8 protein-coding genes are annotated in these 16,088 nt (G+C 67.0%); 1 reads left to right on the forward strand and 7 read right to left on the reverse strand.

Annotated elements, in window-relative coordinates; all coding sequences use genetic code 11:
- Positions 1–18: 18 nt before the first annotated feature.
- From VE326_01325 to VE326_01340, 4 genes are read right to left on the reverse strand one after another with little or no spacing between them, the layout of a single operon-like run.
- A complete protein-coding gene (locus VE326_01325; protein ID HYJ31837.1) occupies positions 19–2,886 on the reverse strand; it encodes a pyruvate, phosphate dikinase in 2,868 nt (955 codons plus the stop codon).
- Positions 2,883–3,989: an asparaginase gene (locus VE326_01330; GenBank protein HYJ31838.1), complete on the reverse strand. Its 1,107-nt coding sequence runs from the start codon at positions 3,987–3,989 to the stop codon at positions 2,883–2,885. The genes VE326_01325 and VE326_01330 overlap by 4 nt, the downstream gene beginning before the upstream one ends.
- A gap of 33 nt (positions 3,990–4,022) precedes the next feature.
- Positions 4,023–5,567: an aldehyde dehydrogenase family protein gene (locus VE326_01335; protein ID HYJ31839.1), complete on the reverse strand. Its 1,545-nt coding sequence runs from the start codon at positions 5,565–5,567 to the stop codon at positions 4,023–4,025.
- Positions 5,568–5,615: 48 nt separating this feature from the next.
- The gene (locus VE326_01340) at positions 5,616–6,896 is read right to left on the reverse strand and encodes a hypothetical protein (protein HYJ31840.1); all 1,281 of its coding nucleotides are present in this window, start codon (positions 6,894–6,896) and stop codon (positions 5,616–5,618) included.
- 411 nt (positions 6,897–7,307) lie between these two features.
- Between VE326_01340 and VE326_01345 the strand changes: the two genes are divergently transcribed.
- Positions 7,308–9,179, forward strand: coding sequence for a FlgD immunoglobulin-like domain containing protein (locus tag VE326_01345; GenBank protein ID HYJ31841.1), 1,872 nt, complete (start codon positions 7,308–7,310; stop codon positions 9,177–9,179).
- 779 nt (positions 9,180–9,958) lie between these two features.
- Here the strand turns inward: VE326_01345 and VE326_01350 are convergent.
- The 3 genes from VE326_01350 to VE326_01360 all read right to left on the reverse strand — a co-directional run bounded on the left by VE326_01350 (position 9,959) and on the right by VE326_01360 (position 15,152).
- Positions 9,959–10,363, reverse strand: coding sequence for a VOC family protein (locus VE326_01350; protein ID HYJ31842.1), 405 nt, complete (start codon positions 10,361–10,363; stop codon positions 9,959–9,961).
- Between the two features lie 931 nt (positions 10,364–11,294).
- A complete protein-coding gene (locus VE326_01355) occupies positions 11,295–13,631 on the reverse strand; it encodes a hypothetical protein (GenBank protein HYJ31843.1) in 2,337 nt (778 codons plus the stop codon).
- An 84-nt stretch (positions 13,632–13,715) separates the two neighbouring features.
- The gene (locus VE326_01360; protein ID HYJ31844.1) at positions 13,716–15,152 is read right to left on the reverse strand and encodes a hypothetical protein; all 1,437 of its coding nucleotides are present in this window, start codon (positions 15,150–15,152) and stop codon (positions 13,716–13,718) included.
- Positions 15,153–16,088: the final 936 nt, after the last annotated feature.

Below are 16,088 nucleotides of genomic sequence, written 5' to 3' on the forward strand. Positions count from 1 at the left end.
CCCGAAGGTCCCGGTGGGTCAGGCCCGCGCGAGCGCGGCGCGCGCGGCCGCGAGCCGGGCGAGCGGCACCCGGAAGGGGCTGCACGAGACGTAGTCCAGCCCGGTCTGCTCGAAGAACGCGATCGAAGCCGGATCGCCGCCGTGCTCGCCGCAAACCCCGATCTTGAGGCCGGGCTTGGCGCGGCGCCCGGCGAAGCAGGCGCGCTGGATCATCACCCCCACGCCCCGCTGGTCGAGCGAGACGAACGGGTCGATCGGCAGGATCCCGGCCTCGACGTACTCGGGGAGAAAGCGGCCGCAGTCGTCGCGCGAGAAGCCGAACGACATCTGCGTGAGATCGTTCGTGCCGAACGAGAAGAAGTCGGCGTGCTCGGCGATCTCGTCGGCGAGCATCGCGGCGCGCGGGATCTCGATCATGGTTCCGATCGTGTAGGGGATGGTGGTTCCCAGCCTGGCCATCACTTCCTGGGCGACCGACTCCACCTCGGCGCGCTGGCGCCGCAGCTCCTCCTTGTCCCCGACCAGCGGGATCATGATCTCCGGGCGCACGGGAAGCCCGTCCTTGGCCACCTGCGCCGCGGCCTCGAAGATGGCGCGCGCCTGCATGCGCGTGATCTCGGGATGGAGGATGCCGAGCCGGCAGCCCCTGAATCCCAGCATCGGATTGAACTCGTGCAGCTCCTCCACGCGCTCCAGGGTGCGCTCCAGGCGCGCCTTCCGGGGATCGTCCTTCTTCGAGCGGCGGAGCGAGGCGATCTCGGCGAGGAGCTGCTCCCGCTTGGGGAGGAATTCGTGGAGCGGAGGGTCGAGCGTGCGGATGGTGACCGGCGTCCCCTCCATGGCCAGGAAGAGTCCCTTGAAATCGGCGCGCTGGAGCGGCAGGAGCTTGGCCAGCGCGCCGTCGAACGCCTGGATCGCCGCCTTCCCCTCCTTCTTCGCGCGCGCCAGCTCCTTCGTCAGCCGCGGCCGGTCCGATTTCCCGGCCTCGGCCAGGTCGGATTCGATCCGCGCGATCCGGAGCCGCGCCTGGCGGGCCTCCTTGGCGTTCAGGATCATCGTGACGACGTGCGGGATCCGGTCCTCCGCGAAGAACATGTGCTCGGTGCGGCATAGCCCGATCCCCTCGGCGCCCAGCGCGCGGGCCACCTTGGCGTCGCGCGGGATGTCGGCGTTCGCGCGCACGCGCAGCCGACGCACCTCGTCGCACCAGGCCATGAGCCGCTCGAAGCGCTGGTAGAGCGGCGCCTGCGCGGCGGTCATGCGGCCGGTCAGCACGCGGACCACCTCGGAGTCGGAGGTCGGGACGTCCCCCTCCAGCACCTCGCCGGTCGAGCCGTCGAGGGAGAGGAAGGCGCCCTCGGGGAACGTGCGGTTCCCGATCCGGAGCGTGCGCTTCTCCTCGTCCACAAGAAGCGCGGTGCATCCGGCGACGCAGCACTTCCCCATCCCGCGCGCGACCACCGCCGCGTGCGAGGTCATGCCGCCGGTCGCGGTCAGGATCCCCTGCGCCGCGTTCATCCCGGCGATGTCGTCGGGCGAGGTCTCGGCGCGGACGAGGAGCACGCGCTCCTTCTTGCCTCGAGCCACCGCCTCGTCCGACGTGAAGACGATCGCGCCCGCCGAGGCGCCCGGCGACGCCGGAAGCCCCTTCGCGAGCAGCGCATGCTTCTTCCGCGCGGCCGGGTCGAGCACGGGATGGAGCACCTGGTCCAGATGGTCCGGTTCCACGCGCTCCAGCGCCTCGCGTTTCCCGAGGAGTCCCTCGTCCACCATGTCCACCGCGATCCGGAGCGCCGCGATGCCGGTCCGCGCGCCGCGCCGGGTCTGGAGCATGAAGAGGCGCCCCTCCTCCACCGTGAACTCGAAGTCCTGCACGTCGCGATAGTGACGCTCGAGGCGCTCGGTGATCTGCCGGAGCTGGGCGTACGCCGCGGGCAGCTCCTTCTCCATCATCTCGATCGGATGGGGCGTGCGGATCCCCGCCACCACGTCTTCCCCCTGGGCGTTCATGAGGTATTCGCCGTAGAAGCGGGGCTCTCCCGTGGAGGGATCGCGCGTGAAGCCGACGCCGGTGGCCGACGCGGCGCCGAGATTGCCGAACACCATCGCCTGGACGTTGACCGCGGTGCCCAGGGTCTCGGGAATGCCGTTCAGCGCGCGGTAGTGCACCGCCCGGTCGGTGTGCCAGGAGCGGAAGACCGCGTCGCGCGCGGCCGCGAGCTGCTCGCGGGCGTCCTGCGGGAAGGCTTTCCCCGTCTCGTCGCGAACGATCCGCAGCATGCGCGCGCAGAGCGGCCCGAGGTCGCTCTCGCCCAGCTCGACGTCGCTCTTCGCGCGCGCGCGGCGCTTGGCGGCGGTCAGCTCGCCCTCGAGGAGCGCGCGCGGCACGCCCAGCACGACGTCGGCGAACATCTGGATGAAGCGGCGGTAGGAGTCGTAGGCGAAGCGCGCGTTCTGCGTCTTCCGCGCGAGCCCCTGCACGGTGGCGTCGTTCAGGCCCAGGTTCAGGATGGTGTCCATCATGCCGGGCATCGAGACCGGCGAGCCGGAGCGCACGGACAGGAGAAGCGGATTTTCGGGATCGCCCAGGCGCCGTCCCAGCAGGCGCTCCAGCCGCGCGAGCATGGCCTTCTCCTCGCGCGCGATGCTCTCCGGCAGCCGGCCGCCCGACTCGAAGAAGAGGCGGCAGGCCTCCGTGGTGATCGTGTACCCGGGCGGCACCGGCACGCCGGCGTTCATCATCTCGGCGAGCCCGGCCCCCTTGCCCCCGAGGAGATCGCGCATGCGCGCATCGCCTTCGGCCTTGCCATCGCCGAAGAAGTAGACCGCCTTGCGTGGGGCGGGGCTCAGGGCCCGCTCCGGTTCCAGGATCGTGCTGTTGCTCACGGCGCCTCCCGCGTGAGGCGCGCGACCCCGCGGATCGCGCCCACTTCGAGTCCCGCATGATTCGTGAGGCGCTCCTCGGCCAACGGTGCGAGGACTTCGAACGCCTCCGCGTCGAGCACGCCCGCTTCCGCGAGAACGGCGACGACCGCCGGCGCCAGCGCGCGCCGCGTGCCGTCTGCAACCTTAACCGCGATCCCCGCCGCGTTCCCTACTACTCCGGTAGCATGCACCGCCTCGGCGCCGGCCTTGGCGACCAGGTCCGGCGCGGCCCGCATGATGCGCGTGTCCAGCCGTCCCTCGCCGGCCACCGCCTCGGGATGGGCGCGCATCGCCTCGCGGATCCGCTCCAGAGCCGGAACCGGCCGGCCGGCCGCGTCGACGCCCGCGGCGAGGAGGGCGAACGCGCGGGCCAGGGTCCCGAGCGCCATGCGCGGCGTGGGGGCGCTGCAGCCATCCACGCCCACGTCGTCGGGCGGCTCCCCCATGAGCTCCTGAAAGCGCGCGAAGATGGCCCGCTGCACCGGATGCCCGGGATCGAGGTAGCTCTCGAGGGGCGCCTTGAGAAAGCGGGCCAGGAGAAGCATCCCCGCGTGCTTCCCGCTGCAGTTGTGGCGCAGGGGCGTGGGCTCTTCGCCGCGCGCCCGGAGCGTCGCGGCGGTCGCCTCGTCGTAGGGAGCGTGGGCGCCGCAGCGCAGATCGCTCTCCCGCGCTCCGGCGGCGTCGAGGATGGTCTGGACGAGGGCCGCGTGGGCGTCGGTGCCGTTGTGGGAGCCCGCGATGACGGCCAGCGCGTCGGGTCCGAGGCCCGAGCGCGCGAACGCTCCCGATTCCACGAGAGGAAGGGCCTGGAACGGCTTGAAGGCGGAGCGCGGAAAGACGAGCACGCGGGGCGAGCCGGTCCAGGCGAGGAGGCGTCCCGTCGGGTCGACGATGGCGGCGTGCCCGTAGTGCACGCTCTCCACCTGACCGTTTCGGAGCACGTGGACCAGCGGCTCGGGACGCACCGCGGCGGACGCGGGGTCGAGCGGCTCGAAGACCGGAGTGGGCAGGGGCGCTCCGGAGCTCCCGATGACATGCCCCACGGATCCGGATCGAGGCTTCACAGTGCGGGAGGACACGCCGCGCCGGCTAAACGCTCATCGGTCGATCTGCGCCTTCTGAAGCTTGCCGCTGTAATCGATGTAGACCGACTTCCACTCCGTGAACGCGTCGATCACCGTGGGCCCTCCCTCCCGATGGCCGTTCCCGGTCTCCTTGACGCCGCCGAACGGGAGCTGCACCTCGGCGCCGATCGTGGGGCCGTTCACGTAGGTGATGCCCGCCTCGATGTCGCGCACCGCGCGCATCGCGCGGTTCACGTCGCGCGTGTAGATGGAGGAGGAGAGGCCGTAGGGCGTGTCGTTCAGGACGCGGATCGCCTCCTCCAGCGAATCCACGGTGAGCACGGAGAGCACGGGGCCGAAGATCTCCTCGCGAGCGATCCGCATGGCCGGCGTGACGTTGTCGAAGATGGTCGGCCGGTAGAAGGCTCCCTGGCGCAGCGCGCCCTCCTCGGCGACCGAGCCGCCGGCGGCGAGCTTCGCCCCCTCCCGGATGCCGATCTGCACGTACTCGTGGATGCGATCCCGGGCCGCCGTGTTGATGACCGGACCGACTTCGCTCTGCGCATCGAGGCCGTCGCCCAGTCGGAGCCGTCCCGCCCGCTCCACCAGCCGGCGCACCATCTCGTCGTGCACCGGGCGCGCCACGATGAGGCGGCTGGTCGCGGTGCAGCGCTGCCCCGTCGTGCCGAACGCGCCCCAGAGCGCCCCTTCGAGCGCCAGATCGAGGTCGGCGTCCTCCATGACGATCTGCGCGTTCTTCCCCCCCAGCTCCAGCGAGACGCGCTTCAGGGTGGGGCCGCAGCGCTCGGCGATCGCCTTCCCCACCTCGGAGGAGCCGGTGAAAGAGATCAGCTTCACGTCGGGATGCGTCGTGAGCGGCACGCCCACGGCATTGCCGCCGCCGTGGACAATGTTGACCACGCCCTCCGGCGCTCCCGCTTCGACGAGGATCTCGACCAGGTGGTGCGCCGAGGCCGGCGTGTCGGTGGCGGGCTTGATCACGACGGTGTTCCCCGCGACGAGCGCCGGGAAGATCTTCCACGAGGGGATCGCCATCGGGAAATTCCAGGGCGTGATGAGCCCGCAGACCCCGAGCGGCTGGCGGATCGACATCGCGAACTTGTTGGGCAGCTCCGAGGGGACGGTGACGCCGAAGAGCCGGCGCCCCTCGGCGCCGATGTAGTAGGCCATGTCGATGGCCTCCTGCACGTCGCCGCGCGTCTCGGCCAGCACCTTCCCCATCTCCCGCGTCATCGCGCGCGCGAGGTCTTCCTTGCGCTCGCGGAGGATCTCGGCCGCGCGCAGGATGATCTCGGCGCGGCGGGGCGCGGGGACCAGGCGCCAGGACGCAAACGCCGCGTGGGCGGCGCGCACGGCCAGGTCCACGTCCTCGGGGCCGGAGCTGGGGAAGGTTCCGATCAGATCATCGGGGCGGGCGGGATTGCGGTTCTCGGTGGTCTTGCCCGACCGGGCGGGCACCCACTGGCCGCCGATCAGGTTCAGGTAGGGGCGCGGCGCGGTCCCGGAGCGCTCCGGTGAAGCCGGTGCCGACGCCGGGGAAATGGTCTGCGGGTTCATGAAAGCTCCTCCAAGCCGCGTTTCTTGGCCGGGAGCCCGGCGTCGCGGCTACTTGATGACGACGAAGTGTCCTTTCCGGGTTCGTCCTTCCCGGGTCTCGACCTGGTAGACGTAGATGCCCGACACGACCTTCTGCCCCTTGCCGTTGCGCAGGTCCCACGCCAGCTCGCCCGACGTGCCGCCCGAGTTGACGCTCGCGTCGAGGGTCAGCTCGCGAACCAGCTCGGCGCTGGCCGTGAAAATGCGCACGGTCGCCCCGTCGGGAAGGTGGATGAAGTGGATCCGGCCATCCCCGGGCGCGGGATCCCATTCGGCTCTCCCCTTATAGGGGTTGGGAACGACGGCGACGCTCTCGAGATTCCCGGTCGGCGGAGTCCCGGGAGTGAGGGAGACGATCGGCGAGTTGGCGAGCGGGGTCTCGACGAAGTCGGTGCCGTTGCTGGAGGTGATGGAGGTCACCCGGTAGTCCACCTTGAATCCCGCGATGGTGGCGAGGTCGACGAAGACCCAGCAGTTCGAGCACTCGTCCACCGGGGCCCCGACCGGATAGTCCAGGACGTACTTGCCGTTTCCGAGCGAGTTGTTCCGGAAGCCGCGGAAGAAGAGTCCCGTCCCGTTGAAAACGAAGCTGTCGGGAACGCAGGGCTGGGTGATATTCAGGCAGATCGGGGAGGTGGGCGTCTTCTGCGTGACGGTGGTCTTGTTGCGGACCGTCTCCACCGAATCGGTGTACTGGCCGGCAACCTCCCAGGGTTCGGTGCTGATGCCGTAGATGTGGCGGTGGACCCGGTAGCCGTTCCAGGAGACCGAGTCCGCCTCGGGGATCGACCCGTCCCAGACCAGATACGAGATCACGCCGCTGGCATTCCGGATCGGGACGTTCGCAGGCAGCGCGGCGTAGTAGGCGCGGACGTTGGTCGGCGGCAGGAGATTGTGGACGACCAGCGTCGTCGTCGTGTCCGTCTGGCCCAGGGAGTCGTTCGCCAGGGTCCAGTGCACAGTATAGGTTCCGAATTGGGTAAAGCTGGGCGTCCCCGACAGGACGATCACCGGCGCCACGTTGGGTCCCACCGATGACGGGCCGGTAAGAAACGGTGCGTCATTGGTTTGGCTGAGCGTCATCAGTCTTGTCAGGATCGTGTCGGGCTTGATTCCGGCGGCGCTGAAGGTCACGGGCAGGCCGACGATGGCGTCCACGCGGCTCCGCGTCTTGATGGTGTCAGCCAGAACTGCCGTGGCGGCGTGAGCGGGGCCGGTGGAGACGGCGGACGTGAGGAAAATAGCCAGCGCGGCGGCAAATAGCAGGCAACTTCTTTTATGATAGGACATTAACATCCCCTCGTCCGAAGGCATCCCCGGCCGCGCGCGTGCGCAAAGAGAGTCTTGTGTTGGGGGGGTACCGATGTCTGGTGTAGACTTGGTCAATCCAGCCGCGGGGAGTCATCCTCCGGGCCCGACCTGTTGGGCAGACTATGGGCCAAGTGGTGGCCTGTCAAGGCATTTTTGAACCACGGGCACGCCTGTAAGTTCCAAAAATCCCTTGACACTCCCCCGCCATCTCCCGTATACTCTGACGAGTAAAAACACGGGGCGAACTCACCCGATTACAAACCAACACAGCATCTTAGCTGGAATCCAAATTGTGATCTCTAAGGAGGTGATCAGGCTCACAGTGTCGTCTACCTTATCCTCTTGAGGTGTCTTCTCGCTTTTACCCGCGTTAGAAGAGGAGATTAGGGAATGAAGAGATTACTAGGCCTCGTCGCAATCATGGCGCTCGTGGCTTCCGTGATGCCCGGCATCGGGTACGCGGGATACCGCGGCGCGTTCGACCCGATCGGTCGAGGCGACATCCCCGCCGCCGATGGCGTAGTGTTCGGGAACGGGCTCTCCAATGGCGAGCAGACTCCCGTCGCCCGCCCCGTGCCGGTAGGCGTAGGCAACGGCGTCGCCCTCATGGAGCGTTGGGTGTCGTTTACCACGCGCGACCAGGTGGTGGGATTCGAGGGTTCGCGTGAAATCTGGCAGATGTTCAATCGCACCCAGCCGGGAACCCTGGTCGCCACGATCGCTGAAGCGCGCTCGAAGGTCCTGGGCGATCCGACGGGCGTGATCTCCTACATCGATCCGAAGTGGAGCCCGAACGGCAAGTACCTCGCGTACGTCCTTTCGGACACCCACGTCACGGCGAGCCACATCGTCGTCCAGGAGTTCACGGTCAGCACCAACATGTTCACGTCGATCACGCCGGTCGGCGCTCCGATCGAAGTCACGCCGGCCGTGGCTGGCGTGCGTGATCGTCACCCCGATTGGAGCCCGGACGGCAACTCGCTCGTGTTCGACTCCGATCGCACCGGCCTTTCCGATGACATCTACACCGCCACCGTGTTCCCGACGGTCGGCGCCGCGGTCCGCCACACGTTCGTGGACAATCGTGCCGAGCAGAACCCGGCGTGGTGCCCGGACGGCAGCAATCGCGTCGCGTACGATACGAACCGGTTCGGCCCGAACGTCATCGAGATCGTGGATCTCGACACCGACGCCGTGAGCCTGGCCGAGACGAACTTCGCCTCCGTGTCCCACAACCACCCGGGCTGGAGCAGCGACGGCGGCTCGATCTATTACGACGCTCCTGAGAGCGAAGACTCCCAGCAGAACCCGGACATCTGGAAGATCGACCTGGCCTCGCAGGCCAAGTGCCCGATCCACATGGACGGCGCCGGTGACGTGAACGTCAACGTTTCGCGTTACCTGAACCACACGGCGGACGGCCTCCCGTACAACGACATCTACTACGAGTCGCAGGCGTTCGGCTTCGCGCCTGGCATCGTGGTCTGGCGCGCGAACCCCGTCCAGAGCTGCTTCAGCCCGCTCCCGATGGCGGTCGAGTTCAGCCCGCAGACGATCAACCTCGACAATCCGAACGGCAAGAGCAACAACGTCGACAAGATCACCGTGACGCTTTCGTTCCCGCCCGAGACGCAGGCTGCCGGCTACCAGTGCCTGTCGTTCAACGGACCGCGCGAAGGTGTCCGCATGCGTTCGAACGCGGTCTTCCCGAGCCCGACGCTGTTCGGCTCGCTCCGCGCATATGACCCCGAGGGCGATGCACTTCCCAACGGCCCTGGCCCTGGCGGCACGTTCAACGACAACCCGTCGCAGGGGACGATTGCCGTGTACTTCAACGCCCGCAGCGTGCAGACGCGCCTCGTGGCGCTTGGACTGGTCAATCAGAACGTCGCGGTCCGGTGCGACGCTTATTCGAACATCGTCGGCCGCACGTTCCGCGGTTTCGGTCTGATCCATCTCTCGGGCGCCAGCTTGGCGGCCTCGACGGTGAAGCTCGAGCAGAACTCGCCGAACCCGTTCAACCCGGTCACCAAGATCCGCTTCGCGGTTGCCAAGGATTCCAAGGTTGCGCTGCGCGTGTACAACGTGCGTGGCCAGCTGGTGAAGACGCTCGCGAACGGGACGATGGCGCAGGGCATGCACGAAGTGAGCTGGGACGGCCGTGATGCCGGCGGCAGCCACGTTGCTTCGGGCGTCTATTACGCCAAGGTCGCGGCGGATGGTGGAACGACGGACGTGATCAAGATGGTGATGGCGAAGTAATCGCCTTCACATCGCAGCAACAAGAGGCCGCGGGGCCAAAAGCTCCGCGGCCTCTTCGTTTGTGTCATGACAGGTCTGGCGGGCCAAGCACCTGCGCCTAGGTTGGCCGAGGACCGGGACGGGGCGAGCGGCTGGGCGGGCTTGGTTGAATGGCGCTCGGCAATCTGATGAGCGCCTGGGCCGCTGGACGGGGCTGAGCGCCGGGCCTGGGCAGCTTGGCGGGGCTGAGCGCCGCCTGGGCAGCTTGGCGGGGCTGAGCGCATGGCTGATGGGAGCCTGGGCTTGCCGAGCGCCTGGAACGGACCGGTGGCCGCCTCCGTGGCTCTGGCTCCGACGCCGGCAACGGCCGCGAGCTCGGACGCGCCGCCCTGGCCTGCTTCCGTCCTGGCGCCCTTCGGGGAAAGCGGCTCCTTGCCCATTCCAATGAATGACAGGATGTCACACGAAAGAGCGCGGCGCGCGAGCCGGATCGGGAACTTCATGAAGCGGCGCGGCGCGCGAGCCGGGAACTTCATGAAGCAGCGGTTTCCCTTTCGGCCGCTCCATGAAAACATGGCCGCGGCGGGCGTGCCGGCAGTTCCTCCGGAGCTGAAGTGCCGTCCACGACGACAGGTGTCGCTGATTTTCACCGCTGCTAGCGAGTGTGAAACCGGCGACATCTGCCGCCCTGGATGACAGCTATGCGAGTTCCTCCTGCAGGTAGTTGCATCCTCAAACACCCCATCTTCTAAGACACCATCCTCAAGGACCCTGGCCGAGGTTTTCCGCAGCCGGGAGAATCAGGCTCCCTTCGCGGCCCAGGCGAGCTGGACGAGCTGAATCAGATTCCCGCAGGTATCGTCGAGGATGGCGATGACGGAGCCGGTCGTGGGAGTGACGGTCTGCGTGAACTTCACGCCTCTTGCCGCCAGTCGATCATGCTCCGCCTGGACGTCGCTGACGAGGAACTGAGCGGCGGGCCGGCCCTGGGCCCGCACCGCCTCCTGATATGCCTTCCCCGCCGGGTTCGCATTCGATTCCAGGAGCAACTCAACCCCATCCGGATCCTCCGGCGACACCACCGTCAGCCAACGATAGTTCCCCTGAGAGAAATCCGCCTTCTTCTGGAAGCCGAGCGCTTCCGTATAGAACTGAAGCGCCTTCGCCTGATCGCTGACGTAGATGGTCGTCCACTGGATGCGCATGGGGTCCTCCTATTCCCGGACGGGGCGGCGTCACGCCGCCGGCTCGTTCATCGAGTCGTCCATGAGTCTGGTGAGGAAGGGACGATCATGACAAGCGATGATTGGGAGGGCGGCGCTGCGTCGGTTGGGCCGATTGGAGACGGCCCTGCGTCGATTGCGCCGATTGGGGGATGGCCCTGCGTCGATTGCGCCGATTGGGGATGGCGCTGGCGTCGATTGCGCCGATTTCGGGGCGTGGCGCTGCGTCGATTGGGATCACCCGCTCCCTTCGGGGAAAGCGGCAACTCGCCCCGGGGCGAGTTAATATAAATATTAGTGGCCGCCCCACGGCCTCCGGAACCGGCGGGCGCGACGAGCGGGCGCCGCGAGGGGGGCGCCACGAGCGGGCGCCACGAGCGGGCGCCACGAGCGGGCGCGGCGAGGGGCGCGACGAGGTCGCCCTCGCGGCCTGGGCACCTTCGCTGTGCGTGCCCGTGCCTAGCAACTCGTCCGTGGACGAGTCGGCGATTTCACCGACCCGGAACACCTTGTTAACGCAACCTCCCGTGGTCGTCTCGGTGGAATCCGAGGAGGAGCGCCACGGCAAAGCGGCGCCTTGTCGCAGCATCTTTGGGCATTAATCCTTACCTTAACTCGGCCTGGGACGAGTTGCCGCTCTCCCCGAAGGGGCGTTGGTCGCTGCCTACGGGCTAGGCGGTTGGGCGTTGCCGAGGGGCCGGGCCGACGGGGCGGGCCGACGGCGTGCGCACGCGGTCCAGTCGGAGCGTCGACAACGCCTCCTACCTAGAGAGTCTCCGATGAGCGCGGCCCAGGGTCAGCGCCGTGCGGTCTTCTGACATCCGACGGGGCAACCTATGCGGACTGCAAACCGAAAGCCCGCCGGGTTGCTTACCCGACGGGCTTCGGTGTTACGACTTGCTGGCTCTACAGCCTAGGGCGCGTAGGCCGGGAGCGTCGGCGAGGCGTTCACGTAGGCAAACGCGGCGCGCATCATGGCGTAGGCCTGCGGATCCTTCATGTAGTACATCGGGAATCCGAACATCACGGTCCGGCCGATCACGCCCCGCGAGGTCTGGAAGGTGATCGGTCCCGTGAGCCCGCTCGTGCCCAGGTCGTGCGCCTGGGTCGCGATCGCCACCACCATCCCTTCACGCGGGGAGATGCCGGTTCCAATGTAGGGCGGCATCCCTTTCGGAGCGCCGTGATAGGTCAGGATCGGCATCGAGATCGCTCCGTCGTGCTCCTTCCGGACCGTAACGTCCTGCGGGAAGCACCCGAACCGCTGTCCATTCTGCTCCATGAGTCTCCAGCCTTCGACCTTCGGAAGGCCCGGAGCGAAGGTCTGGTCGGTCGTTCCGAACGCCAGCGTGTCCCACTTGGCCGTCTGCCTCCCGACGTCGATGTCACCCGAGGTGAAGCCCAGGGCCGCGCCGTCCGCCGTGACGCGAGCACCGATGAAGTCCCGAGCGCCATCGTTGGAGCGGCTGGCTCCATCGTTCGGCAGCGTCCCATCGATCCCCATGAAATCGCGAATGAAGTAGGTCCCTCGGAAATTCGGATCGCCCTCGGGGACCGCCGCGCACAGCCCACGCGAGAGGGACTGCGACGGTACGCTGCCGACCTTCGACGCCTGCTGGGCGAGCTGGAACCCCGTGAGGATGAGGGTGCCTCCGGCGCGGAGATACCCCGCGAGCTCGCTGTAGCTGCCGCCAACCAGCGTCTTCCAGAGCGCGGTCGGAGAGGAGCCCGTGTTGTTGAAGTCCGCATACCAGATGATCGTCCGGTAGTTGGCCAGATCGTCCGGCGTGAACGAGGGGCGCAATCCGCCCTCGGCGGTCAGCGCCCGGTAGACGGCGTCGTGCTCATCATCCTGGCGGATGTTCACCCCGAATTCCTGGGTCAGCTTGATCAGCACGTTGTTGAACCACCACTGGTCCTCGACGGATACGGACGAGGCGTCGGTAAGCAGTGCGTCCTTCGGGAAATTGGGACTACCTCGCAGTGCGGTGGACCAGTCGCCCGGAGGGGGCGCGAAGTCGTCGACGTAGAGAACCTGCGGCCTCCCCGTGGGAGGATCCTTGAAGATCGGGTGCACGATCCGGATCGGGATCTTCATGTTCGTGACGAGTCCGCCGTCGTCCACCGCGCGCACGAAGAGGAAGTGCGGGCCGACCGAGAGATTGGTCAGCGTCACGCTGGTGCTCGTGATGTCGATGGAGCCCCACTTGGCCGTGGACGTGTCGTCGAGGGCCGAGGTGTACCCGGCGATCTCGCCGCCGTAGGCCTCCCCCGTCGCGAACCAGGAGAAGGAGATCGTCTCTCCCTCGAAGATCTGGATCTCCTTGCGAACGATATCCTCAGGCCCCGAAGTCGAGGGCAGAGCGTCCACCAGCACGCTGCTCGTGACCGTGAGCGACGGCCCCGGATTGCGATTCGTCACGTTGAAGTCGCGGATGTTCCTGGGGTCGGACGCCTGGAGCGATGGCACCGACCACGAAATCCCGTTGATGGGAGGGGTCTGGGTCAGGGTCAGCTTCTCCGTGGCGCCCGCGATGTCCACCGCGCGCACCGCGAACACGTAGTAACCAGGCGTGACGTTCCGGAATCGCTTGCGCTTCGCGCGGATCCCCTGCCACTTCCAGTCGTCATTCGGCGGCGGAAGCGAGGGGCCGGTCGCATTGACGATCAGCTTGACCCAGTCCTTGCGCGCGGACGGCAGGGACAGGGGCGGATGCCCCGGATCCAGCTGCGCGCCATTCTGCAGGAGCAGGTACTCGAACGAATCCACCGGAGCCGAACCGCCGGTCTCGCCGCCGTCCGGATCGATCCCCTCCCACTCGAACGTGAAATTGGGGCCGATGATCGTGCCCGGAGCGTTGGGTCCGCGGGTGATTCGCGACACGGGGGGAACCGTCTTGGCCGAGAAGAAGCGCTTGGCCGGGGTCGGATCGAACTTTCCGTCGTTGTCTTCGGACACGACCCAGAAGACGTGCCCCTTCACCTCTTTCACGGGATCGACCAGGAAGAGGAGCGTCGTGTCCTTGGCCGTCGTGGAGATCCACTGCGAGGGGGGCTTCAGCGTGTCCGCGTCCAGCGCATAGCGGAACTGCGTCACCTCGCCGTCGTTGTCGTACCCGCTCCAGTAGAAATGGATTCGATAGCTGGCCGTGTCGCCCTGGAGCGGCGCATACGTCAGCTCCGTCTCGGGGGCGAACCGCTGAGGAGGCGCCACCGTCGGCGTCTTCGAACAACCGACGACGATCGACAACGCGATGAGAGCGACAGCTGTAAGAGTGATTCCGATCCTGCGACGCGCCATGTGACTCGTGCTCCTTACCATCGGCGGTTAGCGCTAGGGGAGTAGGCTGATGTCGAACGTGACCGAAATGGGATCCGAGTAGAAGCCGGCTCGATCCCGCACGCGAATCTCGAGCTTGTGCGGGTTCGACGGCGCGAGCGCTCGGAAGTCCGACTCCGGAATGGTAATGGATTGTATGCGCTGCCCTGTGGTCGCCTTGAGGCTCAAGCTCTTGATGTCGTCCAGGGTGTACAGCACTTCGCCCGTGGGACCGTCCTCGGGATCCCTGCCGTCGAAGCTGAACACCTTGACCCGCGGACTATTCGGCGCGGGGCCGTCCGCAACCGTCAGGTCGCTGACCGTCGGAGGGCGGTTGCAGTTGAACTGGAACGACGCCGGCGTGCCGTCCGAGCGCCCCGAAAGATCCTTGGCCGCCACCGTGAACAGCATGTTGCGCCCGGCGTCCAGCGAGTCCAGCACCAGGGCCGTGAAGCCGCAGTTCGTGCGCACGGCCTGGGGAGCGTTCGAGGTGAAGAAGACCGAGTCGCCGTTCGCCATGCAGAGGAAATCGCGGAATCCGGTGATATAAGGGTCGCCGCCGTCGCGGGTGCCTTCACGCAAGGTCGCGGCAAACCCGGCGATCCCCTGAGGGCTGTCGCAGGCGTCGTCAAATCCCTTCCAGTCGAAGTACACGGTCGAGCGATAGGGAATCGTGTCCCCCTGGTGGAAGGGGATCCAGGGGCCGCTGTCGCTGACGGCGACCTCGTTTCCATTATCAAAACGCGCCTGGTAGTACCCGAGCGGTCCGCCCGAATCCCCGAGAATCACCGTCTCGGGATCGTGGTTCACGAGGAAGAGAGTCCGGCCGCCCGTGGCCGGGTCGCTGAGCGCGAACGCGTTGTCGGCGGCGACCACGGTGAACGTATAGGTTCCGTTGACCAGAGATACCGAGCGGGGATCGTTCGGGTCGTTGAACACGGCGCAGGTATCCGAGGAGAACCCCTTCGAGAAGACCCCGACGTCCCAGCGGTAGTACTTCACGTATCCGTCCACGTCACTGCCGGTCCAGCAGATGGTGAAGGGCGTGTGGTCACAGATCGTGTCGGGCGCCGACGTGAGATTGCTGGGAAGCGGTCCCACGAACCGAACCACCGGCTTCGACGTGCTGGCGTTGAAGACCCGGCGATTGAAGCGCGCGAGGTTCGGGTCGGCCTTGCCCAGGTTGTCCACGGCGCGAATGAAGAACGTGTGGTTCTTGGATTGGGACGGCTGCTGCTGCCCGGTGCCGACCACCAAGGCCAGCGAGTCGTTGACCTCGAGATCGAAGACGCTGTCGGTCCTGGTCGTGTAGCGGAATGCGCTGATGGTGGAGTCGTCCCACGACCACAGGAAGCCCGCGACGTAGCCGTCGGGATCCTCGCCGCGCCAGTAGAGATGGATCTTGTACGAGGCGCTCGCGCTCTCCGCCGGAGCCCCGACGAGATAGGTCACGGGGGGACGATTGCGATCGACCCGCAGCGGATCCTTGGCGCACGAAACCAAAACCCCCACACAGCAAAGCGCTAGCACAACCACACGGGCGAGTGATCGCCTCGTCATGGAATCGGGCATCTGGTTCTCCGAGGAGGCTTTTACTTCACACCGGCAGGTGTAAATGGTGATGCATCGGGGACGTAGGTACCGTACCAATCGCGTCAAGGGGGTGTCAATGGGTTTTGTTGTCTCCTGCGGGCGGCGTCGCCAAAGGGGGGCCGGGCGCACTGCGTTTTGGCGCGAGGAAGGCAGCCCTGCGGGCGGACCGCCCTCCGGCCCGATTCTGCCTCGACCTTGCTCACCACCCCGGCGGGCCTCCGGGAGGCCGCCCTCCGCGGCTGCCTTCCTCGCGTCCACAGACGCGCTGCGGCCTGCCCTCCCATCTCTCGAAGACCACCGAAGGGACACCCCCCCATTCCTTGTAAGTTGAACAATTCCGGCCCTGTAAGGCAATACGTCGGGCAAGGGAAAACCTGACGACCGATCCGCCTCTGGGTGTGCCGCCCGTCGGAGTTTTCGGCGATGGGGAGGGCAGGTCGAGACGCGATCCTTGGACGCGAGGAGAGGAGGCTACCAGACTCGAGTCAGTGTCGGGCCGGAGGGCGGCCGCCCGAAGGGCTGCCTCTCCTCGCGCAAAGAACGCGTAGCGCCCGGCTCGCCTTTGGCAAGGAAGCCCGAACGGGTGCCGCAACCGCCAAAACGAGAAGGGCCGCCGGGTTTCCCCAGCGGCCCCCTCGCTACTGCCTTGCGACCAGTGTTACTTCACAAGCGCCATCCGGCTTCCAGACTCGGAGCCGTCGGCAAACTTCACCTTGTAGAAGTAGACGCCGCTCGCCAGCTGCGTTCCGTCATCACGACGACCGTTCCAACGAACCTCGTTGGCACCGGCCTCGG

Source organism: Candidatus Binatia bacterium, assembly GCA_035631035.1.
In the GTDB taxonomy this organism is placed as follows: domain Bacteria; phylum Eisenbacteria; class RBG-16-71-46; order SZUA-252; family SZUA-252; genus DASQJL01.